We start from the raw sequence: 26,529 nt of genomic DNA, 5'->3' as shown, positions 1-26,529 counted from the left end.
CGTACGGCTCGAGCTTTCCCCGGCAGGCTGTAGTTGCAACGACGACAGACCTCCGGCAGGAAGGTGATAGGGGAATCAGGTCCCGGGTGATACCGGGGCGAATCAAAGCGTCATAAATTCGTCCTGGTTGGAATCGGTGGCGGCCGGCAGGGCTGCCGGCCATGTTCGTGGCAGCCGCAAACCACCCCATCCCGGCGCGCAACTCCAGGAACCATCACCACGACCGTGGATGCGGGACAACAACAGCTCCCTGGAGGAATCATTGGAAGCATCACGCCTCTTCAAGCGCGGCATCCTGGCCTTTTTGTCCATCGCCGCCGCCACGGGGGCCGCCGTTTATGGCGGCCATGAAGCCTTTCACCGCTTTGCCGAAAATTCCCTGGGCCTGTCGGACCGGGTGGTGGATACCCTGGGTTCGATGTGCATCGTGGTCGTTGCCTTCTGCATCCATTACGCCATCTCCCGCCTGTTCTACCGGGACTTCCTGCTCGGCTCCCGGGTGGCGGCCGAGCATCTGCAGCAGCGCTCCCGGGAGCGCCTGGCCTGCGCCGCCGAACTGGCCGGACGGGTGCGGGAAGTGGGGCGGGTCGGCGAGCTGACGCGGGAGCAGCTGGGCCAGCTGGTGCAGATCACCGAAGGGGCGGCGCGGGACATCATCGTCCAGTGCGAGAACCTGGACGCCACCATGGGCGACCTCAAGCAGATGGTGTCCCAGGCCGACGAGCTGAGTGCCCGCCTGACGGAAGACACCGAGGCCCGCATGGCCCACAACCGCACCGTCATCTCCCGTCTCGAGCAGTACATCGAAGAGCGGGTCAGCGAATCGGCGGAGGACCAGCAGCGCACCAGCCGGGTCATCGGCGAAACCCGGGCCCTGGGCGGCCTGGTGGAGGTGATCCGGCACATTTCCGGCCAGACCAACCTGCTGGCCCTGAATGCCGCCATCGAGGCGGCCCGGGCCGGGGAGGCGGGGCGCGGCTTCGCCGTGGTGGCCACCGAGGTGCGCAAGCTGTCGGGCGAGGTGGACCAGGCCGCCACCCAGATCCATGCCGGCATCTCGGCCATGGCCCAGAGCATCCAGTCCCAGTTCGAGCACAAGCTGGCCGGCACCCACGTGGACGCGGAGCGTACTTCCCTGCAGGCCATCACCGCCCAGCTGGAAGGGCTGGCCGAGGGCATCCAGCAGGCCATCAGCGGCGAGGCCAATTCGGTGCGCCTCATCTGCGACGGCGCCGCCATGCTGGACCAGGCCATTCTTCAGGTGATGAGCAGCATCCAGTTCCAGGACATCACCCGGCAGCAGATCGAACGCATCCAGGAGGGCATGCTGCGCATGGAGGACTACGTCCAGTCCCTGGTGCTGCAGCTCGAATCCTTGGAGTCCCTGGAGGCCTGCCACCCCCGGGAGGAACCCCTGGACCAGCTGGTGCAGGGCCTCTATGCCAGCATCACCGGCAGCAGCAAGGCGCCGGCCGGCGGCCTGGTGGAGCTCTTTTGAGCCCGGCGCCGAAATCCTCGGCGCCGGCCTGCTGCGCCAATCCCCTGCTGCGCCCCGGGCACCGCCAGGCTTGGCCCCTGGTGCTGCTCTACCTGTGCGCCGGCGGCGCCTTGCTGGCCGTGCTGCAGGGCGCGGCCGGCCTCTCCGACGACGGTGCCGCCGTGCTGGTGCTGGGGAGCAGCGCCGCCGTGCTCTACCTGCTGCTCTACCGCAGCGGCACTCCCCGGGAGCTGGCGGCCTGCCGGGATTACGTGCATCGCCTCAACCTGGCCTCCGCCGTCTTCTCCGCCGCCCGGGAGGGCATCGTGGTGACCGACCTGGAGGGCCGGGTGGAAGCGGTGAATCCGGCCTTCTGCCAGATCACCGGCTACGGCGAGGCGGAACTGCAGGGCTTCAACCTGCGCCTGCTCAAGTCGGGCCGCCAGGACGACGCCTTCTATCGCCAGCTGTGGCGCGACCTGCTGGAGAGCGGCCACTGGCAGGGGGAAATCTGGAACCGGCGCAAGAACGGCGAAACCTATCCCCAATGGCTGACCATCAGTACGGTGCGCGACGAGGCGCAACAGCCGGTCAGCTATGTGGGCGTGTTTCTCGACCTGTCGCCGATCCGGCGCTCCGAGCAGAAGCTGCTGCACCTGGCCCACCACGATCCCCTGACCGACCTGCCCAACCGCACCCTGTTCCTGGCCCGCCTGGAGCATGCCCTCAGCCTCTCGGCCCGGGAAGGCGGCAGCGGTGCCGTACTTTTCCTCGACCTGGACCGCTTCAAGGACGTCAATGACAGCCTCGGCCATCCGACCGGGGACCGCCTGCTCTGTGCCGTGGCCGAGCGCTTGCGGCCCTGCCTGCGGGAGAGCGACACCCTGGCCCGCCTGGGCGGCGATGAATTCCTGCTCCTGCTGGAAACCGCGGCCACCCCGGAACGGGCCGCCGTGGTGGCGGAAAAGCTCCTGGAGCAACTGGCGGCACCGTTCCGTCTCGACGACAGGAGCGAGGTCTACGTCGGCGCCAGCATCGGCATCTGCCTTTATCCGGCGGACGGGGACAACGCCACCACCCTGATCCAGCATGCCGATTCCGCCCTCTACCAGGCCAAGGCGGCGGGGCGCCACACCTTCCGTTTCTACAGCGAAGCCCAGACCCGGCAGGCGGATGCGCGCCTGGCCCTGGAGGCGGCCCTGCGCCGGGGCCTGGAAAAGGAGGAGTTCCTGCTTTACTACCAGCCCCAGGTGGATCTTCGCACCGCCAGCCTGGAGGGGGTGGAAGCCCTGGTGCGCTGGCGCCTTCCCGGTGGCGAACTGGTGCCGCCGGCCCGCTTCATTCCCCTGGCGGAAGAAACCGGCCTGATCCTGCCCCTGGGGGAATGGGTGCTGCGCCAGGCCTGCCGCCAGATGCAGCAGTGGGTGGAGCGGGGCCTGCCGATCCGCCGGGTGGCGGTGAATCTCTCTTCCCGTCAGTTCCGCCAGGCCGACCTGCTGCAGCGCATCAACGCCATCCTGGCGGAGACGGGCCTGGCGCCCCGCTACCTGGAACTGGAAATCACCGAAAGCCTGCTCATGGACAATTCGGCCCAGGTGGATGCCAAGCTGGAAGCCCTGGAGGCCATGGGCATCCGGCTTGCCATCGACGATTTCGGCACCGGCTATTCCTCCCTTTCCTACCTCAAGCGCTTCCCCCTGCACACCCTGAAGCTGGACCGCAGCTTCATCCGGGACATTGCCGACGACCCGGTCAGTTCCAACATCGTTGCCTCCATCATCGAGCTGGGGCAGCACCTCGATATGGACATCCTGGCCGAAGGGGTGGAGACCGACCAGCAGCGTGGCATCCTGCTGCAAAACGGCTGCCGCACCTGCCAGGGCTATCTGTTTTCCCATCCCCTGCCGGCCGAGGAACTGGAGGCCCGCTGGCTGCGGGCTGCCGCCGGCCATGAAGCGCGGCCCTGCAATTAGGGTGGCCAGGTAGTTGAAATTAAAGGGAGTGCCCCCATCTTCAGGTCAATCCATCGGAAAGGAGCTCCCATGCGCTTCGACAAATTCACCACCAAATTCCAGCAGGCCCTGGCCGACGCCCAGAGCCTGGCCATCGGCGCCGACAACCAGTTCATCGATCCGGCCCACCTGCTGCTGGCCCTGCTCAACCAGGACGACGGCGGCACTGCCTCCCTGCTGGCCCGGGCCGGCGTCAACGTGCCGCCCCTGCGTACCGCCCTGGAGCAGGCCATCGCCCGCCTGCCCAAGGTGGAAGGCCACGGCGGCGACGTCACCATCGGCCGCGACCTGACCAACCTGCTCAACCTCACCGACAAGGAAGCCCAGAAGCGGGGCGACCAGTTCATCGCCTCCGAGATGTTCCTGGTGGCCCTGACCGGCGACAAGGGTGAAACCTCCCGCATCGCCAAGCAATACGGCCTGGAGAAGAAACCCCTGGAAGCCGCCATCGACGCCGTGCGCGGCGGCCAGGGCGTGGACAGCCAGGAGGCCGAAGGCCAGCGCGAATCCCTGAAGAAATACTGCGTGGACCTCACCGAGCGGGCCGCCCAGGGCAAGCTGGACCCGGTCATTGGCCGGGACGACGAAATCCGTCGCGCCATTCAAATTTTGCAGCGCCGTACCAAGAACAACCCGGTGCTGATCGGCGAGCCCGGCGTGGGCAAGACCGCCATCGTCGAGGGCCTGGCCCAGCGCATCGTCAATGACGAGGTGCCCGAGACCCTCAAGGGCAAGAAGGTGCTGGTGCTGGATATGGCCGGCCTGCTGGCCGGCGCCAAATACCGGGGCGAGTTCGAGGAGCGCCTCAAGGCCGTGCTCAACGACATCGCCAAGGATGAAGGCCGCATCATTCTCTTCATCGACGAAATCCACACCATGGTTGGGGCCGGCAAGGCCGAGGGCGCCATCGACGCCGGCAACATGTTGAAGCCCGCCCTGGCCCGGGGCGAGCTGCACTGCATCGGCGCCACCACCCTGGACGAATACCGCAAGTACATCGAGAAGGATGCCGCCCTGGAGCGCCGCTTCCAGAAGGTGCTGGTGGACGAGCCTTCCGTCGAAGCCACCATCGCCATCCTGCGCGGCCTGCAGGAGAAGTACGAGCTGCACCACGGCGTGGACATCACCGACCCGGCCATCGTCGCCGCGGCAGAACTCTCCCACCGCTACATCACCGACCGCTTCCTGCCGGACAAGGCCATCGACCTCATCGATGAGGCCGCCGCCCGCATCAAGATGGAAATCGACTCCAAGCCGGAAGTGATGGACAAGCTGGACCGCCGCATCATCCAGCTGAAGATCGAGCGGGAAGCGGTGAAAAAGGAAAAGGACGAAGCCTCGAAGAAGCGCTTCGGCCTGATCGAGGACGAAATCGCCAAGCTGCAGAAGGAATATTCCGACCTGGAAGAAGTGTGGAAGGCCGAGAAGGCCCAGGTCCACGGCGCCGCCCACGTCAAGGAAGAGATCGACAAGATCAAGGCCGAGATCGCCAGGCTGCAGCGCGAAGGCAAGTTGGAAAAGGTGGCCGAGCTGCAATACGGCAAACTGCCCCAACTCGAAGCCCAGCTCAAGGTGGCCGAGAAAGCCAGCGAAGGCGGACAGCAGCAGAACAAGCTGCTGCGCACCCAGGTGGGCGCCGAGGAAATCGCTGAAGTGGTGAGCCGGGCCACCGGCATCCCCGTCTCCAAGATGATGCAGGGCGAGCGGGACAAGCTCTTGAAAATGGAAGATCGCCTGCACCAGCGCGTGGTGGGCCAGGACGAGGCCGTGCGCCTGGTGTCCGACGCCATCCGCCGCTCCCGCGCCGGTTTGAGCGACCCCAACCGGCCCTACGGCTCCTTCCTCTTCCTCGGCCCCACCGGCGTCGGCAAGACCGAGCTGTGCAAGGCCCTGGCCGAGTTCCTCTTCGATTCCGAAGAGCACCTGATCCGCATCGACATGAGCGAGTTCATGGAGAAGCACTCCGTGGCCCGCCTCATCGGCGCGCCTCCGGGCTACGTCGGCTACGAGGAAGGCGGCACCCTGACCGAAGCGGTGCGACGCAAGCCCTACAGCGTCATCCTGCTGGACGAGGTGGAAAAGGCCCACCCGGACGTCTTCAACGTGCTGCTGCAGGTGCTGGACGACGGCCGCATGACCGACGGCCAGGGCCGCACGGTGGACTTCAAGAACACCGTGATCGTCATGACCTCCAACCTGGGCAGCCAGATGATCCAGCAGATGGCCGGCGACGATTACCAGCTGATCAAGCTGGCGGTGATGGGCGAGGTGAAGAGCTACTTCCGCCCCGAGTTCATCAACCGCATCGACGAGGCCGTGGTCTTCCACAGCCTGGACGAGAAGAACATCCGCAACATCGCCCGCATCCAGCTCGGCTATCTGGAAAAGCGGGTGGCCCAGCTGGAAATGCGCCTGGAGGTGGCCGATTCCGCCCTGGACGAACTGGCCAAGGCCGGCTTCGACCCCATCTTCGGCGCCCGCCCGCTGAAGCGGGCCATCCAGCAGCACATCGAGAACCCGCTGGCCAAGCAGATTCTCGAAGGCAACTTCGGCCCCAAGGACACCATCCTGGTCAGCTGCGACGAGGGCGGGGTGATGCGCTTTGCCAAGGGTTGAGTTGCAGCACTAACGGTGGCAATAGGGCAAAACGGCGGGTCCTGAGTACATCAGGCCCGCCGCTTTTCTTTGAGGGTGTGATCCGAGCCCTTCACCCGCTAGATGAGGGACGCTCCCGGTTCGCCGTATCGGATCAGTGCCGGTTGGTGACGACGAAGTAGGCGAATCCGTCCGGGGTGGCGACGCAGCCTTCGTTCTGCTCGATTTTGCTGCCGACGGCGGCAGTGATGCGTTTTTTTTCCAGGCGGCCAGTACTGCCTTTGTCCTGTCCCAGGCCGGCGTTGAGAGCGTCGCATACTTCGGGACGGATATTGGTCAGCAGGAGCAGGTCGTCGGCTGCTGCCGAACCCAGTTCTTCGCCCTGGGGGCCGGCAATGACCACACTGAATTCGCTGCGCAGATACTGCCAGGGAGCGGGTGCGGTCTGGATGCCGGAGGGAACGGGGAGCGGGACGCCACCGCTAAAGTAAACTCCATCGACCAGGGGCTGGAGATCGGTGAGTCCGGTCTTGCCGTTGAAGACACCATCGGCCTCAGCCCGGAAGAGCGTCATGGAGAACTTGGCGACATGATCCTGGAAGGCCTTGATGGTTTTGGGGCTGGCCTGGGAAGAGGCACTGCCTCCTTCGCTGTCGGCGGCTTTCTGGCATGCCGAGGTTCCCAGACAGGCGGCAATGATGATGGCGGTGGCAAGGCGTTGGTAATGCATGGCTAGTCCTTCGGCGTGAAGTTTGGCTGCGTGTGCGGTTGATCGTCAGTATTGCGGCTGGCCGCCATTGTACTGACCCGCTGCCTGCTGGGCTGGGCATTGGTGATGTTCAACGGAGCGGACATGTCGGGGGACTTATCAAGGGCGCCGAGTTTTTTTAAACTGCCCGTCCCCGGCCCTCTTGTCCGGTTGCCAACCCACGGTGGGCAACGGAGGTGGTGCGGCGGGGGCCATTTCCATCCATTTTTTGCTTGTGCCGGCCCGGGCGGGCCGGGAGAACGACATGCCCCAGATCAGCATTCGCACCGAGGACGACCGGGTTTTCTACGACATGGCGGGGAACGACCATCCCTGCGTCGGCTGCGGCTGTTGCTGCAAGTTCTTTCGTGTTTCCTTCTACCACGGGGAGCTGGATACCCAGCCCGGCGGCTATGTGCCGGAAGCCCTGACGTCGTCCCTGACGCCTTTCCGCGCCTGCATGAAGGGCACGGAGTCGGGGGAGGGGCGCTGCATCGCCCTGCAGGCGGACAATCGCTGCGGCATCTACGACAACCGGCCTTCGGTGTGCCGGGAGTTTCCGGCCCTGCTGGAGGACGGCAGCCTCAATCCGGAATGCGTGCGCCTGAAGCGCCTCTTCAGCCTGCCCATTCCCGGGGAAGCGCCGGGTCCGGCGGGGGACGACACACAGCGGGCTGCCTAGCCCGCTTTTTTTTGCGCCGGATTTTCCCCCGGGGCATGCCCGGGGAGGCAGATGGGGCGGCCATTGTGGCCGACCCATGCCGGAGATGGGCGTGTTTGCTTGATCCTGGGGCAGGGTGCCGGAGGGCAACCGGCCCGGCGGTATTTCAGTGGGCCGGGTCCCGCAGCTCGGGCACGGCGCGGCGGGCCTCCCGCAGGCAGCGCAGGGCCGTGTCGAAGTCGATGCTGTCGATGGCCTCGTCGCAGGCCCGGGCGCCGGGGCCGAGGGCGGCGTGGAGCAGGGGGGTGTAGCGCTTCCACAGGGTCTGGGCCTGGAAGTTGTCGGCGGCAAGGAGGGCTTCGAGTTCGGCCAGCACGTGGCGCACCCGCTGCCAGTCGCCGGCGCCGAGAACCCCCGGGTTCTCGTCCACCGCCCCCAGGGGCAGGGTGAACCAGAAGGTGCTGCCGTCGCCCGGGGCGGAGGTGCAGCCGATCTCGCCCAGCATCAGGGCCACCAGGCGCTTGCACAGGGCCAGGCCGAGGCCGGCGCCGCCGTAGCGGCGGGTGCTGGAATTGTCGCCTTGGTTGAAGATCTGGAAGAGGTTGTCCCGCAGTTCGGGGGCGACGCCGATGCCCTGGTCGCTGACCTCGAAGCGCACCCGCACGTTGCCGTCGTCGCTGGGAACCCGGTGGGCCCGCAGGATCACCGGCCCCTGTTCGGAGAACTTGATGGCGTTGTCGAGCAGGCCGTTGAGCACCTGGCGGATGCGCTCCGGGTCGCCGTGCAGGCGGGCCGGCAGGGCCGGGTCGCTCACCACCTGGACGCCGATGCCCTTGGCCGCCGCCGCTTCGGCCAGGCCCTGGCGGGCCTCCTCCAGCAGCTCGGCCAGGCCGAAGTCGCGCAGGGCCAGGGTGATCTTGCCGCTCTCGATGCTGGAGACGTCGAGGATGGAGTTGATCAGTTCCAGGAGGCGCTGGGAGGCCTGTTCCACCTTGTGCAGATGGTCCTGGCCCCGGGGGCCCTGGACTTCCCGCTGCAGGATGGTGGTGAAGCCCATGATGTGGTTGAGGGGAGTGCGCAGTTCGTGGCTCATCTTGGCCAGGAAGGTGCTCTTGGCCCGGTTCGCCGCCTCCGCCTCGTCGGCCCGCTCCGCCAGTTCCGTGGCCAGACGGGTGCGTTCCTCCAGCAGGGTCTCCAGCTCGGTGCCGATGCGTTTGCGCACCGCCAGGTCGGCCCGCAGGCGCTCGGCGGAGCGGTACATGAGCCAGGCGGCCAGGCCGATGGCCAGCACGGCCAGGGCCGCCAGGCCGCCCAGGATCAGGCTGTGCTCCTGCCAGCCGCCCAGGTAGTCCCGGCTGGCCATGCCGACGATGACGTAGAAGGGGTAGGACTCCAGGCGGCGGTAGGCATTGTTGCGTTCGACGCCGTCCAGGCTGGTGCGGGCCAGGTACTGGCCGTCCGTCGGGTGCCGGCGCAGCATGTCCAGCAGTTCCTGGGAAACCTCCCGGCTGCCGACGGCGTTGCGGGTGCTCGGATAGCGGTGCACCAGAGCCAGGTCGGCGGTGCGGATGGAAGCCGCGCCCTGGGGGCCGAGGCTGACGGAGGCGAGGATGCGCTCGAAATGCACGGTGGGGATGGCGGCATAGACCACGCCGGCGAAGGTGCCGTCCGGGGCCTCGATGCGGCGGGAGAGGGTGACCACCCATTGCTTGGCAATGCGCCCCATGAGGGGACCGGCAATGATCAGTTCGCTGGCGCTGCCGTCCCGGGCCCGCAGGAAGTACTCCCGGTCCCCCAGGTTGACCGGGCCGCCGCCGGGAATGCCGGCACCGTAGCGCACCACGCCGTCCCGGTCGATGATGCGCAGGCTGATGATCTCGGGCACCAGGGCCTGCTGCCGTTCCAGATAGAGCTTCAGTTCCAGGGGCCGCACCTTGCCCCCGGCCAGCTGCTCCTGGTACTGGGCCACCGTCGATTGCAGCACCACGTCGATCTTGTCGAAGACGCTGCTCAGGTGCAGGTCCAGCATGTGGGAGACGTTCTGGGTCGCCACCTCGGCCCGCTCCCGATAGCGGATGCGCTCCTCCCAGATGGCCATGGCGGCCAGGGACACCACCAGGGTGGCGATGATCAGGGCCACCAGGGCATGGGGCAGCCAGCGCGGCATGTCGGCGCCCGGGGCCTCGACGGCGGGAATCTTGGCTGGAGCATTCATGGCTGGTGGGGTCCCGGTGAGTGACGCGGTGGCTGATGACGTCGGTTTATTCTGGGGCCTGGATGCCTTCCGAACAAGAGGCGGGGAGGGGCGGTGCCAGGTGCTGCCGATGCCCCGGCCCCGATGGCGGCGGGAGTCGGCCCCCCGGGCGGCGCTTGCATCTTGCTACATATTTGAGAATAATTCGCATCTAGCCAGCAGTGAGTGCCTTACTCCGCGCCAGCCACGTTTTCCGTCCACCTGGCTTTCCCGCGGAGTTCCTGCATGCACGTCGCTTCTTCGACCGAGTCCCTCGACCATCTCTACCGGTCCCACCACGGCTGGCTATTTGGCTGGCTGAGAAAGAAGACGGGCTGCCGCGACCACGCCGCCGACCTGGCCCAGGACACCTTCCTCAAGCTGCTGGCCCTGCCGGAAATGCCGGCCCTGCGGGAGCCCCGCGCCTACCTGCTGGTGACGGCCAACCGCCTGCTGATCAACCTGCACCAGCGCTCCCGGGTGGAGCGGGAAACCCTGCAGGCCCTGGTCCTGCTCCTGGAGCCGGACAGCGAACCCAGTCCCGAACACATCGTCGCCATGCGCCAGCTGCTGCGCCAGGTGCTGCTCATGCTCTCCGAGGAACTGGAGGAGAAGCCGCGCCGCGCCTTCCTCCTGGCCCGGCTGGAAGGCCTGTCCTACGCCGATATCGCCGCCGAGCTGCAGGTCTCCGAAAGCAGCGTCAAGCAGTATCTGGCCAAGGCCCTGGCCCATTGCCACGGGAGGCTCTATGGCCACCTGTGAGCGGGAGGAACTGGCCGCCATCCGGGAGGCCGCGGCCGCCTGGGTGGTGCGCCTGGCCGACGAACTGGAGGAGACGGGGGAGGGCGATGCTGGCGGCGAGGCGCAGCGGGACTTCCAGGCCTGGCTGCGGGCCGACCCCCGCCACCAGGAGACCTTCCGCCAGATCCGCCTGATGTGGGATGCCCTGGAACAGCCCCTGCCCCGGGCCGCCCCGGCCCGCCGGCCGCTGCTGCTGGGGGCCGCCTCCCTGCTCGGCCTCTGTCTGCTGTTCCTGGGGCACGGCCAGCACTGGCTGGCGGACGAGCGCAGCGGCATCGGCGAGGTGCGGCAGCTGACCCTGACGGACGGCTCCCGCCTGACCCTGGACAGCGGTTCCGCCGTGGATCTGGATTTTTCCGGCACGGAGCGCCGGGTGCGCCTCCTGGCCGGTCGGGTCCTGGCCCAGGTGGCCCACGACCCGGCGGGCCGCCCCTTCCGGGTGGTGAGCGAGGAGGGTACGGCCCAGGCCCTGGGCACCCGCTATGTGGTGGATCGCAGCGGCGACGGCACCCTGGTCAGCGTCATCGAATCCTCCGTCGCCGTGCGGGCCGCCCGGGGCGGCTCCAGCGTCACCCTCGGTCCGGGCCAGGCCCTGCGCCTGGGGCCGGGCGGCACGGCCGAGCCCCTGGCGGCGGCACCGGCGGCCGACAGCTGGGAGCGGCACCGCCTGATCTTCGACAACGCTCCCCTGGACGAGGTCCTGGCCCAGCTCAACCGCTATTTCCCCGGCCACCTGCACGCCAGCGGCGACGATCTGGCCCGCCTGCGCTTTACCGGCGCCCTGCCGGCGGACGATGTGGACAAGGCCCTGCGCCTGCTGGCCGAGGCGCTGCCCCTGCGGGTGGAGCGCCACTCCCGCTGGCTGATCCGGGTCCGTACCTGAAAATTTTTCAAAATATTTTGCCCAGGGGCTGCCCGATTCCGTTTCTCGCCGGTCATGGAAAGTGAAAGTCACTTTTTTCGACCGTCTTTTCAGGAGTCTGCATGTCCCAACCAGCCCAGCGCCCCGGCCGCCGACAGGCCCGGCCCGCCTTCCGTCTCACCGCCCTGGCCCTCGCCCTCTGCTGTGCCGGGCCCCTGTGGGCCGATTCGGCCGCCGGCAAGGCCGGCATCCACCTGCAACAGCCGGCCCAGCCCCTGGGCCAGGCCCTGTCCCAGCTGGCGGCCAAGACCGGCCTGCTGCTGGGGGTGGATGCCAACCTGGTGGCCGGCAAGACCGCCCCGGCCCTGGACGGCTGGTTCGCTCCCGATGCGGCCCTGGTCAAACTCCTCGCCGGCAGCGGCCTGGAAGCCGTGCCCGGCAGCGACGGCACCTACACCCTGCGCCGCCTGCCGGCCCGCAGCGAGGCCGCCCTGCCGGAAGTGAAGGTCACCGCCAGCGGCGACTACCTTTCCCTGCCGACCCCCTACGCCGGTGGCCAGGTGGCCCGGGGCGCCCGCCTGGGCATGCTGGGCAACCGGGACGTGATGGACACGCCCTTCAACATCACCGCCTATACCGCCGACGTGGTGGAAAACCAGCAGGCCCGCACCGTGGCCGACGTGCTGGCCAACGAGCCCTCCGCCCGTTACACCGTTTCCGCCGGCCACCTCTACGAGAACTTCCGCCTGCGGGGCTTCGACGTTTTCGCCGGCGACCTGTCGGTGAACGGCCTCTTCGGCATGACGCCCCAGGGCCACGTGCCGGTGGAGTTCCTGGAGCGGGTGGAAGTGCTGAAGGGCCCCGGCGCCATGTTCACCGGCATGCCTCCCGGCGGCGGTGTGGGCGGCGTGGTGAACCTGGTGACCAAGCGGGCGGCGGACGATCCCCTGACCCGGGTGACCGTGGACTACACCTCCGATTCCCAGATCGGCACCCATCTGGACCTGGGCCGCCGCTTCGGCCCCACCAAGCAGATCGGCCTGCGGGTCAATGCAGCCCACCGGGAAGGGGATACCACCACCGACGGCCAGCAAAAGAAGCGGGATTTCCTCTCCGTCGGCGCCGATTACCGGGGCGAGGCCCTGGTGCTGTCCGGCGACTTCTACTACAGCAAGGAGGAAATGAAGGGCGGCACGCCGGCCTCCGCCTACTGGTTCGCCGATTCCCTGCCGTCCCCCCTCAGTGCGCCCGATGCCAAGCAGAACCTGTTCCCCGGCGCCTACGGCACCCTGGAGAACATGGGCCTGATGCTGCGGGCCGACTACGAGATCAACGACCAGCTTTCCGTCTACGGCTCCCTGGGCACCCAGCATTACGACTACTGGGGTTTCATCAACGGCACCCATGCCCGCAACATCCAGGCCAACGGCAATTTCACCGGGGTGCTCACTGGACAGTACGGCTTCAGCGATTCCGTCGCTTCCGAGATCGGCCTCAAGGGCCGCTTCAAGACCGGCGACGTGGGCCACGATGTGGTGGTTAGCACCTCCGGCCTGCTGCAGGAAAGCGGTTCCCTGACCAAGTCCGGCACCAGCTTTGCCTCCAACATCTACAACCCGGCGGCGGCCAACGTCGGCACCTTGCCCGGCAGCGCGCGCAAGACCGGCGAAACCACCCTGACCAGCCTGGCCATTGCCGACACCCTCTCCTTTCTCGACGAGAAGGTGCTGCTGACCCTGGGCCTGCGGGACCAGCGGGTGCGCACCCGCAACTTCGACGGCACCACCGGGGTGCAGACTTCCAGCTATGACAAGAGCGCCGTGACGCCCTCCGTCGGCCTGGTGGTGAAGCCCTGGGCGGCGCCGGTGTCCCTCTACGGCAACTACATCGAAGGCCTGAGCAAGGGCGACACGGTCACCGACGTCACCGCCACCAACTACGGCCATACCTTCGCCCCCTACAAGACCGAGCAGAAGGAAGTGGGGGTGAAGTGGGAAGCGGGCAAGTTCGCCAACACCGTCTCCCTTTTCGAGCTGACCAAGCCGGGCATGATGAAGGTGGGCAATGCCTACACCGACGGCCAGGAACGCCGCCACCGCGGCATCGAGTGGAACACCTTCGGCGAGGTGAGCCGCAATGTGCGCCTGCTGGGCGGAGCCACCTACACCAAGGCGGAGCTGACCCGCACCCAGAACGGCACCTATGACGGCAACACCGCCATCGGCGTACCCGAGTGGCAGGCCACCCTGGGCTCCGAATGGGATACGCCCTGGGTGAACGGCCTGACCCTGACCGGCCGCCTGACCTACAACGGCAAGTTCTACCTGAACGCAGCCAACACCCACCAGCTGCCGGCCTGGACCATCCTGGACCTGGGCGCCCGCTACACGACCCGGGTGGCCGAGCAGAAGGTGGTGTTCCGCGCCAACGTGAACAACGTCTTCGACAAGAACTACTTCTCCGGCAGCTTCTCCGACAGCTATTCCATGGCCACCATCGGCGCGCCCCGCAGCGTCAGCCTGTCGGCCTCGGTGGACTTCTGAGTCCGTTCCTCCCGCCCCCGGGCCGTGGCAACGGCCGGGGGCTCTTTTTTTCGAGGCATCCATGCAATCTTTGAGCTTGTTGTCCCTGCGCCTGGGCCGCGGTCTCCTCCTGGGCCTGCTGCTGGCGCCCCTGCTGCCCCTGGGCGGCAGCCCGGCCCTGGCTCGCGACGAGACCGCCTGGCATCCGGTGGAACTGCCCCAGTCCCTGCAGCGGGACGTGACCTCCCGCCATACCGGCCGTACCTACCGGATTTTCGTCGCCAAGCCGGCCGGGGCCGCCCCTGCCGCCGGCTTCCCGGTGCTCTACGCCCTGGACGGCAATACGGCCTTTCCCACCCTGTCGGTGGTGGCCCGGCGCATGGCCGAGCGTGCCGCCGTCACCGGCGTGCCGCCCACCCTGGTGGTGGCCATCGGCTATCCGGGTTCCGCCGACGAGGCGGTGACGGCCCGGGCCGACGACTACACGCCGCCGCTGCCGCCCGGCCGGCCCAAGTCCGAGCGGGGCGGCGAACGGCAGGGCGGTGCCGACCGCTTCCTGGCCTTCATCGAGGAGGAGCTGAAGCCCCTCATCGCCGCCGAGTTCCCGGTGGATCCGGCGCGCCAGGGCCTGTTCGGCCATTCCTACGGCGGCCTGTTCGCCCTGCACGTGCTGTTCACCCGGCCCCAGGCCTTCCACACCTACGTCGCCGCCAGTCCCTCGGTCTGGTACGGCGACCGCTACCTGCGTCTGGAGCGGGAGCAACTGGCCGCCGGCGCCCGCCGCCAGGCCCAGGTGCTGATCACCGTCGGCGCCCGGGAGGACGATCCGCCCAGCGACAACCCGGATTCGCCCCGGGCCCGCCTCCTGGCCAGCCGGCCCATGGTCACCGACGCCCGGGAGATGGGCCTGTGGCTGGCCGGCGGCGCCCGCCTGGCCGGGCCGGTGCGTTACGAGGTGCTGGCCGGGGAGAACCACGGCTCGGTGATCCTGCCCTCCCTGACCCGGGCCCTGGCCTTCCTCGGCGATCCCGAGGCCATGGCGCCCTGAGGCCGCCCATTGCCGTGTTCGCCCTTTCCTTCGCCAACCGGGGCCCCTGGCCCCTTTTCGGATGCATTGCCATGCGTATCTACCAATCCTGGACCCAGGTCCTGAGCCGCGTCCTGGCGGCCGGCCTGGGGGGCTACGCGGCCGCCTGGGCCCTGGTCTTCGCCCTGGGGGTGTGGCTGCCCCTGGCCCGGGTCAGCCTGTGGTTCCTCATGGGCCAGATCCTGCCCGTTCCGCTGCTGCTGGCCCTGCTGTGGGCCTTTGCCGCCTCCAGCGCCGCCCGGGCCTGGGGCTGGCTGCTGGCCCTGGCGACCCTGCTGGCTGGTCTCGGCTTGCTGGGAAAGGTCTTGTCATGAAGGCCCCCACGTTCACCCAGTCCATGTCCTGGCTGCACACCTGGAGCGGTCTCCTCTTCGGCTGGCTGCTGGTGCCCATTTTCTTCACCGGCACCCTGGCCGTGTTCGAGCCGGAGATCAGCCACTGGATGCGCCCGGAAATCCGCCATGCCCCGGCCGAGCCGGCCCGGGCCCTGGCGGTGGCCGAGGCGCGCCTGCGTCAGGTGGGGGAGGGGGCGCCCATCTGGCGCGTGCAGATGCCCTCGTCCCGCCAGCCGGCGGTGGGCATCGTCTGGGGCAACCGGGAGCAGACCCGGGAGGAAGTCCTGCATCCGGTAAGCGGCGAGGTGCTGCCGGTGCGGGCCACGGAAGGGGGCCATTTCTTCACCCACTTCCACGCCGAACTGGATGCGGGCAAGGTGGGGAGGGCCATCGTCTGCCTGGTGGGGCTGGTGATGCTGGCGGCCCTGATCAACGGCATCGTGGTGCACAAGAAGATATTCCAGGACTTCTTCACCTTCCGCCCCCAGTCCTCGGCCCAGCGCAGCTGGCTGGACGCCCACAACGTCCTCGGCGTCCTCGGCCTGCCCTTTCTCCTGCTCATCACCTATACCGGCGTGGTGATCCTGGTGGACAGCTACCTGCCCGCCGCCACCTACCATTTCTACGACGGCAAGGCCGGCGGCCCCCGGGCCGACGTGGTGCGCAGCTTCGAGCGCCGGCCGGCGGGCGTGGCGGCGCCCCTGCCGTCCCTGGCGCCCCTGCTGCAGGAGGCGGAGACGGTCCTGGGCGCCGGCCATGTGGGCTGGATCGGCATCCGCGCCCCCGGTGACCGGGAGGCCACGGTGCAGTTCATGCGCCACCTGGACGACCGCCTCGGCGCCGTGGCCGACCACATCACCTTCGCCGCGGTGAGCGGCTGGGAACTGGGGCGGCAGACCGAGTGGAACCCGGTGGCCTACGCCTTCCGCACCCAGGTGGGGTTGCACCTGGTCCATTTCGGCGGCTATCCGGCCCAGTGGCTGTATTTTCTCTCCGGCCTGGCCGGCACCGCCATGATGGCGGTGGGGCTGGTGCTGTTCACCATCAAGCGGCGCAAGCGTCCCGGCCATGAATTCGGGGCCGCCACGGCCCGGGTCTATGGCGCCATCGAAAGCCTCAACGTGGCCACCGTGGCCGGGGTGATGCTGGCCAGCGCCGCCTTCCTCTGGGCCAACCGGCTGCTGCCGGCGGACCTGGCGGAGCGGGCGGCCTGGGAGATCGGCGCCTTCTTCGCCGTGTGGGCCCTGACCCTGGTCCATGCCGGCCTGCGTGCCCCCGGCGCGGCCTGGCGCGGGCAGCTCTACGCCGCCGGCCTGGCCTGGGCCCTGCTGCCCCTGTGCGACGTGGCCGGCGCCCCGGGACTGCTGGATGCCATGCGCCTGGGGGTGGATCTGACCGCCCTCGTCGGCGGCCTGGCCCTGGTCTATCTGGGATGGCGGGTGAGCCGCCGTTTTGCCGCCGCAGCGGCCAAGGAGGCAGCATGAACATTTCCTGGTTGCACGCCGCCGCCAGTCTCGGCCTGGCCTATCTGGGCATGCTGGGCCTGTGCCTGGGCATGGCCCGCCACTACCGGCAGCGTTACCACCATCCCCTGACGCCGGGACGGGGCCGGGTCCTGCGCCTGGCCGGCTGGAGCGGCTGCCTGCTGGCCCTGGCGCCCTGCCTTGCGGGCTGGGGCGCGGCCCAGGGCGTGGTGCTGTGGATCGGCCTGCTCTCCGCTGCGGCCACCGGCCTGGTGTTCCTGCTGGCCTGGCGGCCGCCCTGGTGCACCCGGGGCGGCGCCCTGGCCGTGCTGACGGTGCTGGCCTGGCTGGGGAGCCTGGCGTCCGGGGGTTAATAAAAGTGCTTGCAATTAAATAGCGAACTATTTAATATGGGCGCCATGGATGACAAGCCCAACAACGCCACCCCGCCAAGCCCGGCCTCCCTGCTGCTGCAGAACCAGTTCTGCTTCAGCCTGTATGCCACCACCCTGGCCATGCAGAAGGTCTATCGCAAGGTGCTGGGCCCCCTGGGCCTGACCTATCCCCAGTACCTGGTGATGCTGGTGCTGTGGGAGCGGGACGGCCTCACCGTGTCCGAGATCGGCGAGCCCCTGGGCCTGGATTCGGCCACCCTGACGCCCCTCTTGAAGCGCCTGGAGACGGCGGGCCTGCTCAGCCGCAGCCGGGCCGCCAGCGACGAGCGCCAGGTGGTGGTGAGCCTGAGCCTGGCGGGGCGGGATCTGCGCCGCCAGGCCGAGGCCGTGCCCGCCGCCATGCTCTGCGCTGCCGCCTGTTCCACCGACGAGCTGGGCCGGCTCAAGGGCGAACTGGACGACCTGCGCCGGCGGCTGCAGGCCTACGGCTGAAGGCAGGCCGTGGCGTGAAGCGCCGGCACAAGAGGGCCTCGCGGCCCTTTTCTTCCGGCAAATATATAGCGCGCGATTAAATAGCGATAGTTGATAATTTTCATGGGCGGCGATGCGCCCGGACCGTTCCGAAGTCGTCGCAGGCAGTTCCCACTTTTCTAGGAGAAAGACCATGTCGATCGAAAAAGTGCTGTACCGGGCTCAGGCCCAAGTCACCGGCGGCCGTGACGGCCGTGCCGTCGGCGCCGACGGCCATCTGGAGGTGTCCCTGAGCACGCCCAAGGAACTGGGCGGGGCCGGCGGTGCCGGCACCAATCCGGAGCAGCTGTTTGCCGCCGGCTATTCGGCCTGCTTCATGGGCGCCATGAAGTTCGTCGCCGCCCGGGACAAAATCGCCTTCCCGGCCCAGGCCAGCATCGAGGGCCTGGTGGGCATCGGCGTCATCCCCGCCGGTTTCGGCATCGAGGTGGAACTGCGCATCGCCCTGCCGGGCCTGGAGCGGCAGGTGGCCGAGGAACTGGTGGCCAAGGCCCACCAGGTTTGCCCCTATTCCAACGCCACCCGGGGCAATATCGACGTCACCCTGACCCTGGTCTGAGGGTCTCGCGGGGCGGCGTTGCCGCCGCAGCAAAGCAGCCGCCGCGGCCTGGCCGTCGGCGGCTTTTTCATGGCCGCTTGGATGGGGAGGGCGGCTGGAGAGGCTCGCGGATAGGCGATCTCCGGCATGGCATGGCTGGGAAGTCCGCCGCATGCGGCTTCCAGGGGTGGGCTGCTATCTTGCCGGCGGCTGGAAAGGCGTCAGAACTGCAGGGCGCCGGTGAGGGAGCCCACTTCTTCCGCCGCTTCGGCCAGGATGCCGCTCAGGGTTTCCTCCCCCAGCACCATGTCCAGATTGCCGCTGCCACCCATGTCGGCATCGCCCGTGGCTGCACCGCGGCTGTTGAAGCGGTGCAGGGGCGAGGGCACGGGGCACAGTTCCTCGGCCAGCAGCAGGGTGTCGCCGAGGGAGTGGGGCGGGATGGCGAGGAAGCCGTCCCAATAGGCCTCGATGGCTTCCAGTACCGGCGCCGGCACTTCCAGCACCTGCAGCACGGCCCGGCCCAGGATCATTTCGCCGCCTTCCATCCAGGCGTCGAAATCTCCGTCCAGCAGGCCGGGCTGGCGCTTGGCCTGGGACAGCAGGTAGAAGCCGCCGACCTCGTGCACGATGCCGGCGAACATGGCCGTTTCCCCATCCACCTTGGTCACCCGGCGGGCGATGACGTGGGCCAGGGCGGCCACATGGGCCGTGTGTTGCCACAGTTGGGCGGCCATGGCCTGCAAGGCGGGATCGCTGGGGCTGCCGGACAGCTGGCGGGTGATGAGGGCCATGGCCAGGGCGCGCACGGTGCGAAAGCCCAGGCGGGCGACGGCGGTGCGCACGTCGGTGACGGGATTGCCGGCACGGTTGTAGGTGACCGAGTTGGCCATGGCCACCACCCGGGCCGCCAGCAGGGGCTCGGCCTGCACCAGATGGGCGGCGGCTTCGATGTGGCACTCCGGATCGTCCAGGGCCTGCCGCACCTTGATGGCCACCTGGGCGCTGGTGGGAAAGGCGAGTTCGCCGTGGCCGACCCCGGCCGCCAGGGTGTTGAAGACTTCGAGCTTGTCCATGGCCCAGCATCATACCCCTGTGCCACGGGGCGTCCAGCCGCTGCGTCAAGAAGGGCCAATGCAAAACGGCGGCCCTGGGGCCGCCGTTTCCTTGTTGCGCCGATGCCGTGGGATCAGCGGATTTGCAGCAGGCTCTCGTCCCACTTGGCGTGCTTTTCGTAGCCCAGCAGGTTGGCCACGGTGGCGGCGATGTTGGAGAGGCCGGCGCTTTCCGTCTGCTGCAGGCCCAGCTTGCCGCCGCTGACGTTGTCGTAAAGGATCAGCGGCACCGGGTTGAGGGTGTGGGCGGTCTTGGCCTTGAAGGAGCCGTCCGCATTGAGCTGGGGCTGCTTGGTCTTCTTGTCCAGCTCGAACATCTCGTCGGCGTTGCCGTGGTCGGCGGTGATCAGGGCCACCCCGCCCATGGCGTCGACCACCGGCAGGATGCGCTCCAGGGCCAGGTCCACCGCCTCGACGGAGAGGGTGGCGGCGCGGAAGTTGCCGGTGTGGCCCACCATGTCGCCGTTGGCGAAGTTGCAGCGCAGGGTCTTGTACTGGCCGCTCTTCAGGGCGGCGATCATGGCGTCGGCGATCTCGGCGGATTTCATCCAGGGCCGCTGCTCGAAGGGCACCACGTCGCTGGGCACTTCCTGGTAGGTCTCGCCCTCGAACTTGCCGGAGCGGTTGCCGTTCCAGAAGTAGGTGACGTGGCCGAATTTCTGGGTTTCGGAGCAGGCGAACTGGGTCACGCCGCTCTTGGCGAACCACTCGCCCATGGTGTCCTTGATGGCCGGCGGGGCCACCAGGAAGCGCTTGGGCAGCTGCAGGTCGCCGTCGTACTGCAGCATGCCGGCGTAGGTGACCTTGGGCGTGCGGATGCGGTCGAACTTGTCGAAATCCGCTTCCTCGAAGGCCCGGGTGATTTCGATGGCCCGGTCGCCGCGGAAGTTGTAGAAGACCACGGCGTCGCCGTCCTCGATGGTGCCGACGGGCTGGCCATTGGCGCCGATGACGAAAGGCGGCAGGTCCTGGTCAATGGTGCCGGGATGGCGCTGGCGCAGGGCCTTGACCGCTTCCGCGGTGCTGGCGAACTGCTCGCCCTGGCCCAGCACGTGGGTCTTCCAGCCGGCTTCCACCAGGGCCCAGTTGGCCTCGTAGCGGTCCATGGTGATGACCTGGCGGCCGCCGCCGGAGGCGATGCGGGCGTCGAAGGATGGGTCGGAAATCTCCGCCAGGAAAGCCTCGAAGGGCTCCACGTATTCCAGGGCGCTGGTCTCGGGTACGTCGCGGCCGTCCAGCAGGGCGTGGATGCGCACCGTCTTGACGCCTTCGGCCTTGGCCTGGACCACCATGGCCTTGAGGTGGTCGATGTGGCTGTGCACGTTGCCGTCGGAGAAGAGGCCGATGAAGTGCAGCACACCACGACCGGCCTTGGCCCCGGCGACGATCTCCTGCCAGGCCTGGCCCTGCCAGATGCTGCCGTCGGCGATGGCGCCCGCCACCAGGGCGGCGCCCTGGGCGTACACCTGGCCGGCGCCGATGGCGTTGTGGCCCACTTCGGAATTGCCCATGTCGTCGTCCGACGGCATACCGACGGCGGTGCCGTGGGCCTTCAGGCGGATGTTCGGGCAAGTGGCGAAGAGCTTGTCCAGGGTGGGCTTCCTGGCGGCGGCGATGGCGCTGCCGACGTCGGTCTTGGGCAGGCCGTAGCCGTCCATGACGATGATGACCACGGGACCGGGCACGCCGGGGAAGGAGGAGAGCTTTTGCAGCATGGGGAAATCCTGGCAGAGCGATTCGGGAAAGGTCGGCAAGGCTGCGGCCCCGCCGAGGGCGCCCGTCAAAAAGCGGCAAGATGCGCCGCCGCGGCGCCGGGCGAAGTATCCTAGCCGGGAACCCATCAGTCAATCCGAGGAGCAGTCATGGCAGTTCAGCAGACGGCAGCAGGCAGCACGGGTTTGGCCCTCAATCTGGCGCTCCAGGGCGGCGGCGCCCACGGCGCCTACAGCTGGGGTGTGCTCGACTGCCTGCTGGCGGACGGGCGCTACGGCTTCGACGGCATCAGCGGCACCAGCGCCGGCGCCATGAATGCCCTGGTGCTGGCCGACGGCCTGATGAAGGGAGGCCCCCAGTGGGCCCGCCTGGCCCTGGAAGAGTTCTGGCAGGCCATCGCCGACAGCGTGCCCCTGGATCTCTCCATGCCGGTGCAGGGCGGCGAAGGCCTGGCCCTGATGCCGGCAACCCGCATGATGCTCAACTGGACCCAGTATCTTTCGCCCTACCAGTTGAATCCCCTCAACTTCAATCCCCTGCGCCAGCTGCTCAAGGAGCGGGTGGATTTCGAGGGCCTGCGCCGGCACAGCCCGGTGCGCCTGTTCCTCGCCGCCACCAACGCCAACACCGGCAAGCTGCGCCTGTTCCGCAACGCCGAGCTGAGCGTGGAGGCGGCCCTGGCCTCGGCCTGCCTGCCCATGATCCACCACGCCGTGGAGATCGACGGCGAGCCCTACTGGGACGGCGGCTATTCTGCCAACCCGGCGGTGTTCCCCCTGTTCTACGAATGCGACAGCCCGGAAATCCTGCTGGTGCTGCTAGCGCCGCCCACCTACGGCGAGGTGCCGACCACGGTGGAGGAAATCCGCGCTCGGGCCATGGAACTGGCCTTCAACACCAGTGTGCTGCGGGAAATGCTGCTCTTCGCCAACGTCATCGACTTCTCCGAGCGCCTGGGCCTGGAGGCGGGGGGGCTGGAAAAACGCATCCTGCAGACCCATTTCCATCTCATCGAGGCGGCCGACCTGCTGCACCAGTTCGGCTCCGAAACCAAGGTGGCGGCCGACTGGCCCTTCCTGCTAAAGCTCCACGACCTGGGCTACGCCGCCGCCGAAGACTGGCTCCGGGCCCACAGCGGCGACATCGGGGTACGCAACTCCTTCGATTTGGCCCGGCGCTTCCGCCTCTAACCCTTTTTGCGAGAATTCCATGAGCGATATTGATGCTTCCCCGGCGGCCCGGTACCAGCGCTGGTGCCAGCGCCGCCTGGCCGAACTGGATGCGCCGCAAGGCTGGCCCGGCTTGATCGGCCTCATCTGGCTGGAACCCGGCGACAACGCCGTGGGTGCCGGCGCCGACTGCCTGGTGCGCCTGCCCGACGGTCCGGAGCGCCTGGGCTTGTTGCGCTGGCAGGGCACCAGCATCACCTGGGAGCCCGCCGGCGGCGGGCTCCAGGCCCTGCAGACCGACGCCCAGGGGGAGCCGACGCCGGTGCGCAGCGGCGCCTACCAGTTTTTCATCATCGAGCGGGAAGGCCGCCTGGCGGTGCGCCTGCGGGATCTGGAGTGGCAGGCGAAGCGGCCCTTCGCCGGGCTGGAGTGCCTGCCCTATGCGCCGGCCTGGTCCATCGAGGCCGCCTGGGAAACCCTGGCCGAGCCCGTCACCATGGAAGTGCCGACGGTGACCGGCGAACTGAAGGCGGTGACGGTGCGGCACCGGGCGGTGTTCGAGCACGCCGGGCAGACGGTGGCCCTGCTGCCCATGGAAACGGGGGAGGAGGGCGTCTTCTTCGTTTTCCGCGATGCCGGCAGCGGCCGCCTGACCTACGGCGCTGGCCGTTTCCTGCGCTGCCCGCCGCCTCAGGACGGCAAGGTGCTGCTGGACTTCAACCGGGCCTACAACCCGCCCTGCGCCTTCACCCCCTTCGCCACCTGCCCCCTGCCGCCGCCGGAGAACTGGCTGGGCTTTGCCGTCGAGGCCGGCGAACTGCAATACCGGGGCGGCCACTGAGGCTCCCGTACCCATCCTGCTTGGAGAGAAAAAGATGCGTGTCGCCGTTCCCCTGTCCCAGGCCTACAAGCTGCTCAACCACGGCCCCGTGACCCTGGTCAGCAGCGCCCACCAGGGACGCCGCAACGTCATGGCGGCCTCCTGGGCCATGCCCCTGGATTTTTCGCCGCCCAAGGTGGCGGTGGTGATCGACAAGGGCGCCCATACCCGGGGCCTGGTGGAAGGCTCCGGTGAATTCGTGCTGGGCATTCCCGGCAAGGCTCTGGCCGGGGCGGTGGTGGCCGTGGGTTCTTGCAGCGGCCGCGACGGGGACAAGTTCGCCCGCCTGGGGCTGGCCACGGCGCCGGCGGAAAAGGTGGGGGCGCCCCTGGTGGAGGGCTGTGCCGCTTGGCTGGAATGCCGGGTGCTGCCGGAAGAGCACAACCAGCACAACCAGCAGGCCTACGACCTGTTCCTGGCCGAGGTGGTGGCGGCCTGGGCTGACGACCGGGCCTTCCGGGACGGCCGCTGGCTGTTCGCGGCGGAAGAACTGCGCACCCTGCATTACGTGGCGGGCGGGCAGTTCTTCCTCACCGGCGACAGCCTGGAGGTGCCGGCCTAAGGCCCGGCGCGGCCCCTGGGCGGGGCCGGGAGAAGGGAAGCGACGGGGCGAAGAGCCGCCGCTGGGGGCGGCTCCGGCTCAGTGCTGGTGGGGGATGCCGGCGGCTTCGAAGGCGTAGCTGCCTTCGGGCGGGGCGCAGTGGAAGCAGGGGGCGTGGGCGGTGTTGCCCAGGCCCAGGACCTGCTGGGCCAGGAGGCGGGCCACCTCGGGCTGGCCGGCGCAGGCCTCGCGGATGACGGATTCGATTTCCACCTCGGTTTGCTGCGACTGCACATGGCTCAGTCGCTGCAGGAGGGAGGTCAGTTGTTGGCGTTCAATGGCGTTCATGGCTGGCTCCTCAGGCGATACGGCTTCGGGATGAGGTCGATTCTGCGCCTGTTGAATGTTGCAATGCAACAAGTTTAGGCCAGGCATTTGATCCAGGTTGATACAGTGTGTAACAGGAGCCGCAGCTACTGGCGGAAAAACTGCCGCGGCGACTGGCCGAAAGCCCGCTTGAACATGGCGGAAAAGGCGCTGGGGCTGGCGTAGCCCAGTTCCGCCGCCACCGCCCCCAGGCTGCGGCCCTGGGCCACCAGGGCGGCGGCCCGGGACAGGCGCAGCTGCTGGCGCCAGGCGCCGAAGGGCATGGCCAGCTCCTTCTGGAAGAGGCGGGCCAGGGTGCGGCTGCTGGCGCCGACCCGGGCGGCCCAGGCCTCCAGGCTGAGGTCCGTCGCGGGCTGGTCGAGCAGGGCCTGGCAGAGGGCCATCAGGCGCCGGTCCCGGGGCAGGGGCAGGCCCAGGGAGAGGGGCTTGGCCTGGCGCATCTCCTCCACCAGCAGGGCCGTCATCAGGCCGCGCCGGGGTTCGGCGGGGGCCGGGCTGGCGGCCAGGGCCTCGCTCAGGGCCCGCATGACGTCGGATATCTCCACCACCCGGCAGGAATCCAGGGGCAGGGGGGCCGCCGCCGCATCCACGTAGAGGGTGCGCAGTTCCACCTGGCCCAGCATGACCACGGTGTGGGCCACCTGGGGCGGAATCCAGATGGCCCGCAGGGGCGGCACGATCCAGGCCATGTCGGCGGTGGCCAGGCGGATGGTGCCGGCGATGGGGTAGGCCAGCTGGGCCCAGTCGTGGCTGTGCCTGGGGATTTCCACGTCGGCCGGCGCCTTGCGCAGGTTCACCGTGACCGGCTCAGCGGCGCTGGGGGGCCGGCGGGGCCAGGGATCGTAGGGCAGGCGCGGCTGGGTGGCAGGCATGAGCGTCTTCCGGAGAGAGCGGGTTGGGGGCGGCATCTGCCGGCTGGAATCGGGGCGGAGCGGGTTGGCGCTGGGGCCGGTCCGGGACGGTACGGTCAGCGGTACGGCTGGCCGGATTGCGATAATTATTGTCCGTCTGCCGTATTTCTGCCAGTGGCCGGGAGGGTTAGGATGCCAGCCTGTTTTCCATCATCAGGAGCCGGGCCCATGGGTACCGATAGCAACGCCGCCGTGGCATCCCCCGAACCTGTGGCGCTCGCTGCCGCCGTCACCGACACGACTGCCGCCCCTGCCGGTACTGAAGCGGGCGAGGCCGCCAGGCTGCAGCGCCGGCGCGAATACGCCACCATCAGCGTGGTGGGTTTTGCCCACGGCGTCTCCCATTTCTTCCATCTCCTGCTGGCGCCCCTCTTTCCCTGGCTGATGCAGGAGTTCGGCCTCAGCTTCACCCAGGTGGGGGCCACCATGACCCTCTTCTTCGTCGTTTCCGGCATCGGCCAGGCCCTGGCCGGCTTCGCCGTGGACCGGCTGGGGGCGCGGCGGGTGCTGTTCTTCGGCGTCTCCTGCCTGGCGGCCGCCGGCGTGGCTTTGGCCCTGGCCCACAGCTATGCCGGCCTGTTCCTGGCCGCCGGCCTGGCGGGGCTGGGCAATGCGGTGTTCCATCCGGCGGACTTCACCCTGCTCAACCGCCATGTTTCCGCGGCCCGCCTGGGCCATGCCTTCTCCATCCACGGCCTCTCCGGCAACCTGGGCTGGGCGGCGGCGCCGGCCTTCCTCACCGGCATCGCGGCCCTGGCCGGCTGGCGCGGCGCCGCCCTGGGCGCCGGCGCGGTGGCCCTGCTGGCCCTCGGCCTGCTGGTCTGCTTCCGCCATCTGCTGGCCGATCCGCCCCATGGGGCAAGCCGGCACGACGGGGCTCCCGGCTCCCCCTTCGCCTTCCTTGGCTGCGGCCCGGTGTGGCTGTGCTTTGGCTTCTTCCTGTTCACCACCACCGCCTTCGGCGCCTTCCAGAATTTCGGCTCGCCGGTGCTGCAGCAGGTCTATGGCCTTTCCGTGGGCCTGGCGGCCAGCGCCATCACCGCCTTTCTCCTGGGCGGGGCCGGCGGCATGGCCCTGGGCGGCTTTCTCGCAGGCAAGGCCATGGCCCACGACCGGCGTATCGCCCTGATCCTGTCCACGGCGGCCCTGCTGGCCCTGCTGTTGGCCAGCGGTGCCGTGCCTGGTGCCCTGGTGCCGCTGCTGATGGCCTGCATCGGCTTCTGCAACGGCCTGGCCGGTCCTTCCCGGGACCTGCTGGTGCGCCGGGCGGCGGCGGCCCGTTTCGGCCAGCAGGCTTTCGGCCGGGTCTACGGTTTCGTCTATTCGGGGCTGGATACGGGGCTGGCCCTGTCGCCCCTGCTGTTCGGACCCATGCTCGATGCCGGCCATTTCGCCAGCGTGCTGGTGGGGGTGGCCATCCTTCAGTCCATCGCCGTGCTGACGGCCTTGGGGGTAGGGCAGCGCCAGGTTTGAAAAGGCCGAAAATCCGGGCCACAGAGGGCACAGAGAGCACAGAGACCAGCGGGAGGTGCGGGCTGTCGGGTGGCTGGCCA

Annotated in this window: 23 protein-coding genes; 17 read left to right on the top strand and 6 right to left on the bottom strand. The window is 68.5% G+C overall.

Features of this window, described 5'->3' with window-relative positions:
* Positions 1-262: 262 nt before the first annotated feature.
* From AC1RTA_RS02445 to clpB, 3 genes are all read left to right on the top strand, one after another.
* Positions 263-1,498, top strand: coding sequence for a methyl-accepting chemotaxis protein (locus AC1RTA_RS02445; protein ID WP_492783865.1), 1,236 nt, complete (start codon positions 263-265; stop codon positions 1,496-1,498).
* On the top strand, positions 1,495-3,450 hold the full coding sequence (locus AC1RTA_RS02440; protein ID WP_492783864.1) for a putative bifunctional diguanylate cyclase/phosphodiesterase: 1,956 nt from the start codon (positions 1,495-1,497) through the stop codon (positions 3,448-3,450). The genes AC1RTA_RS02445 and AC1RTA_RS02440 overlap by 4 nt, the downstream gene beginning before the upstream one ends.
* Positions 3,451-3,519: 69 nt before the next feature.
* Entirely contained in the window at positions 3,520-6,105 is a 2,586-nt protein-coding gene (gene clpB / locus AC1RTA_RS02435; protein WP_492783863.1) for an ATP-dependent chaperone ClpB, read from the top strand.
* A 133-nt stretch (positions 6,106-6,238) separates the two neighbouring features.
* Here clpB and AC1RTA_RS02430 read toward each other — a convergent pair whose 3' ends face one another.
* Positions 6,239-6,814 carry a hypothetical protein gene (locus AC1RTA_RS02430; protein WP_492783862.1) on the bottom strand — a complete coding sequence of 192 codons (576 nt, stop codon included), beginning with the start codon at positions 6,812-6,814 and terminating at the stop codon, positions 6,239-6,241.
* Between the two features lie 283 nt (positions 6,815-7,097).
* Between AC1RTA_RS02430 and AC1RTA_RS02425 the strand changes: the two genes are divergently transcribed.
* Complete coding sequence (locus tag AC1RTA_RS02425) at positions 7,098-7,514, top strand: YkgJ family cysteine cluster protein (RefSeq protein ID WP_014237223.1); 417 nt, start codon at positions 7,098-7,100, stop codon at positions 7,512-7,514.
* Between the two features lie 145 nt (positions 7,515-7,659).
* Here the strand turns inward: AC1RTA_RS02425 and AC1RTA_RS02420 are convergent, their stop codons facing one another.
* Positions 7,660-9,708 (bottom strand): sensor histidine kinase, encoded by a 2,049-nt coding sequence (locus AC1RTA_RS02420; protein ID WP_130458296.1) that lies wholly within the window; start codon positions 9,706-9,708, stop codon positions 7,660-7,662.
* A gap of 264 nt (positions 9,709-9,972) precedes the next feature.
* Between AC1RTA_RS02420 and AC1RTA_RS02415 the strand changes: the two genes are divergently transcribed.
* From AC1RTA_RS02415 to AC1RTA_RS02375, 9 genes are all read left to right on the top strand, one after another.
* The gene (locus tag AC1RTA_RS02415; protein ID WP_130458297.1) at positions 9,973-10,488 is read left to right on the top strand and encodes a sigma-70 family RNA polymerase sigma factor; all 516 of its coding nucleotides are present in this window, start codon (positions 9,973-9,975) and stop codon (positions 10,486-10,488) included.
* Positions 10,475-11,410: a FecR family protein gene (locus AC1RTA_RS02410; RefSeq protein WP_492783861.1), complete on the top strand. Its 936-nt coding sequence runs from the start codon at positions 10,475-10,477 to the stop codon at positions 11,408-11,410. The genes AC1RTA_RS02415 and AC1RTA_RS02410 overlap by 14 nt, the downstream gene beginning before the upstream one ends.
* Before the next feature lie 101 nt (positions 11,411-11,511).
* Positions 11,512-13,932, top strand: a complete 2,421-nt coding sequence (locus AC1RTA_RS02405) for a TonB-dependent siderophore receptor (RefSeq protein WP_492783860.1) — start codon at positions 11,512-11,514, stop codon at positions 13,930-13,932.
* 61 nt (positions 13,933-13,993) lie between these two features.
* Entirely contained in the window at positions 13,994-14,959 is a 966-nt protein-coding gene (locus AC1RTA_RS02400) for an alpha/beta hydrolase (protein WP_492783859.1), read from the top strand.
* Positions 14,960-15,030: 71 nt separating this feature from the next.
* Positions 15,031-15,312 carry an iron transporter gene (locus tag AC1RTA_RS02395; RefSeq protein WP_492783858.1) on the top strand — a complete coding sequence of 94 codons (282 nt, stop codon included), beginning with the start codon at positions 15,031-15,033 and terminating at the stop codon, positions 15,310-15,312.
* On the top strand, positions 15,309-16,817 hold the full coding sequence (locus AC1RTA_RS02390) for a PepSY-associated TM helix domain-containing protein (protein WP_492783857.1): 1,509 nt from the start codon (positions 15,309-15,311) through the stop codon (positions 16,815-16,817). The genes AC1RTA_RS02395 and AC1RTA_RS02390 overlap by 4 nt, the downstream gene beginning before the upstream one ends.
* Positions 16,814-17,170: a DUF3325 domain-containing protein gene (locus AC1RTA_RS02385; protein WP_014237231.1), complete on the top strand. Its 357-nt coding sequence runs from the start codon at positions 16,814-16,816 to the stop codon at positions 17,168-17,170. Before AC1RTA_RS02390 ends, AC1RTA_RS02385 begins: the two co-directional genes overlap by 4 nt.
* Before the next feature lie 36 nt (positions 17,171-17,206).
* Positions 17,207-17,683 carry a MarR family winged helix-turn-helix transcriptional regulator gene (locus AC1RTA_RS02380; RefSeq protein WP_492783856.1) on the top strand — a complete coding sequence of 159 codons (477 nt, stop codon included), beginning with the start codon at positions 17,207-17,209 and terminating at the stop codon, positions 17,681-17,683.
* Positions 17,684-17,855: 172 nt separating this feature from the next.
* Entirely contained in the window at positions 17,856-18,281 is a 426-nt protein-coding gene (locus tag AC1RTA_RS02375) for an organic hydroperoxide resistance protein (RefSeq protein WP_492783855.1), read from the top strand.
* Between the two features lie 200 nt (positions 18,282-18,481).
* Here AC1RTA_RS02375 and AC1RTA_RS02370 read toward each other — a convergent pair whose 3' ends face one another.
* Entirely contained in the window at positions 18,482-19,336 is an 855-nt protein-coding gene (locus AC1RTA_RS02370) for an HDOD domain-containing protein (RefSeq protein WP_492783854.1), read from the bottom strand.
* A gap of 113 nt (positions 19,337-19,449) precedes the next feature.
* Positions 19,450-21,090 carry a 2,3-bisphosphoglycerate-independent phosphoglycerate mutase gene (gpmI, locus tag AC1RTA_RS02365; RefSeq protein ID WP_492783853.1) on the bottom strand — a complete coding sequence of 547 codons (1,641 nt, stop codon included), beginning with the start codon at positions 21,088-21,090 and terminating at the stop codon, positions 19,450-19,452.
* A gap of 147 nt (positions 21,091-21,237) precedes the next feature.
* On the opposite strand from gpmI, the gene AC1RTA_RS02360 reads away from it, so the two are divergent.
* From AC1RTA_RS02360 to AC1RTA_RS02350, 3 genes are read left to right on the top strand one after another with little or no spacing between them, the layout of a single operon-like run.
* A complete protein-coding gene (locus AC1RTA_RS02360) occupies positions 21,238-22,278 on the top strand; it encodes a patatin-like phospholipase family protein (RefSeq protein WP_014237236.1) in 1,041 nt (346 codons plus the stop codon).
* 19 nt (positions 22,279-22,297) lie between these two features.
* Positions 22,298-23,098, top strand: a complete 801-nt coding sequence (locus tag AC1RTA_RS02355) for a DUF1684 domain-containing protein (protein ID WP_492783852.1) — start codon at positions 22,298-22,300, stop codon at positions 23,096-23,098.
* A 34-nt stretch (positions 23,099-23,132) separates the two neighbouring features.
* Entirely contained in the window at positions 23,133-23,699 is a 567-nt protein-coding gene (locus AC1RTA_RS02350; RefSeq protein ID WP_130458310.1) for a flavin reductase family protein, read from the top strand.
* A 78-nt stretch (positions 23,700-23,777) separates the two neighbouring features.
* Here the strand turns inward: AC1RTA_RS02350 and AC1RTA_RS02345 are convergent, their stop codons facing one another.
* Positions 23,778-24,026, bottom strand: coding sequence for a DUF2076 domain-containing protein (locus tag AC1RTA_RS02345; protein ID WP_014237240.1), 249 nt, complete (start codon positions 24,024-24,026; stop codon positions 23,778-23,780).
* Positions 24,027-24,151: 125 nt separating this feature from the next.
* Positions 24,152-24,937: an AraC family transcriptional regulator gene (locus AC1RTA_RS02340; protein WP_492783851.1), complete on the bottom strand. Its 786-nt coding sequence runs from the start codon at positions 24,935-24,937 to the stop codon at positions 24,152-24,154.
* A gap of 207 nt (positions 24,938-25,144) precedes the next feature.
* Here AC1RTA_RS02340 and AC1RTA_RS02335 point away from each other — a divergent pair, with 207 nt between their 5' ends.
* Positions 25,145-26,449 carry an MFS transporter gene (locus AC1RTA_RS02335; RefSeq protein ID WP_492783850.1) on the top strand — a complete coding sequence of 435 codons (1,305 nt, stop codon included), beginning with the start codon at positions 25,145-25,147 and terminating at the stop codon, positions 26,447-26,449.
* The last annotated feature ends 80 nt before the right edge of the window (positions 26,450-26,529 follow it).

This window comes from Azospira sp. MPR-E4 (assembly GCF_058809645.1).
Note: the sequence above shows the minus strand (reverse complement) of the source record. Positions and strands in the feature narration are given on the sequence as shown.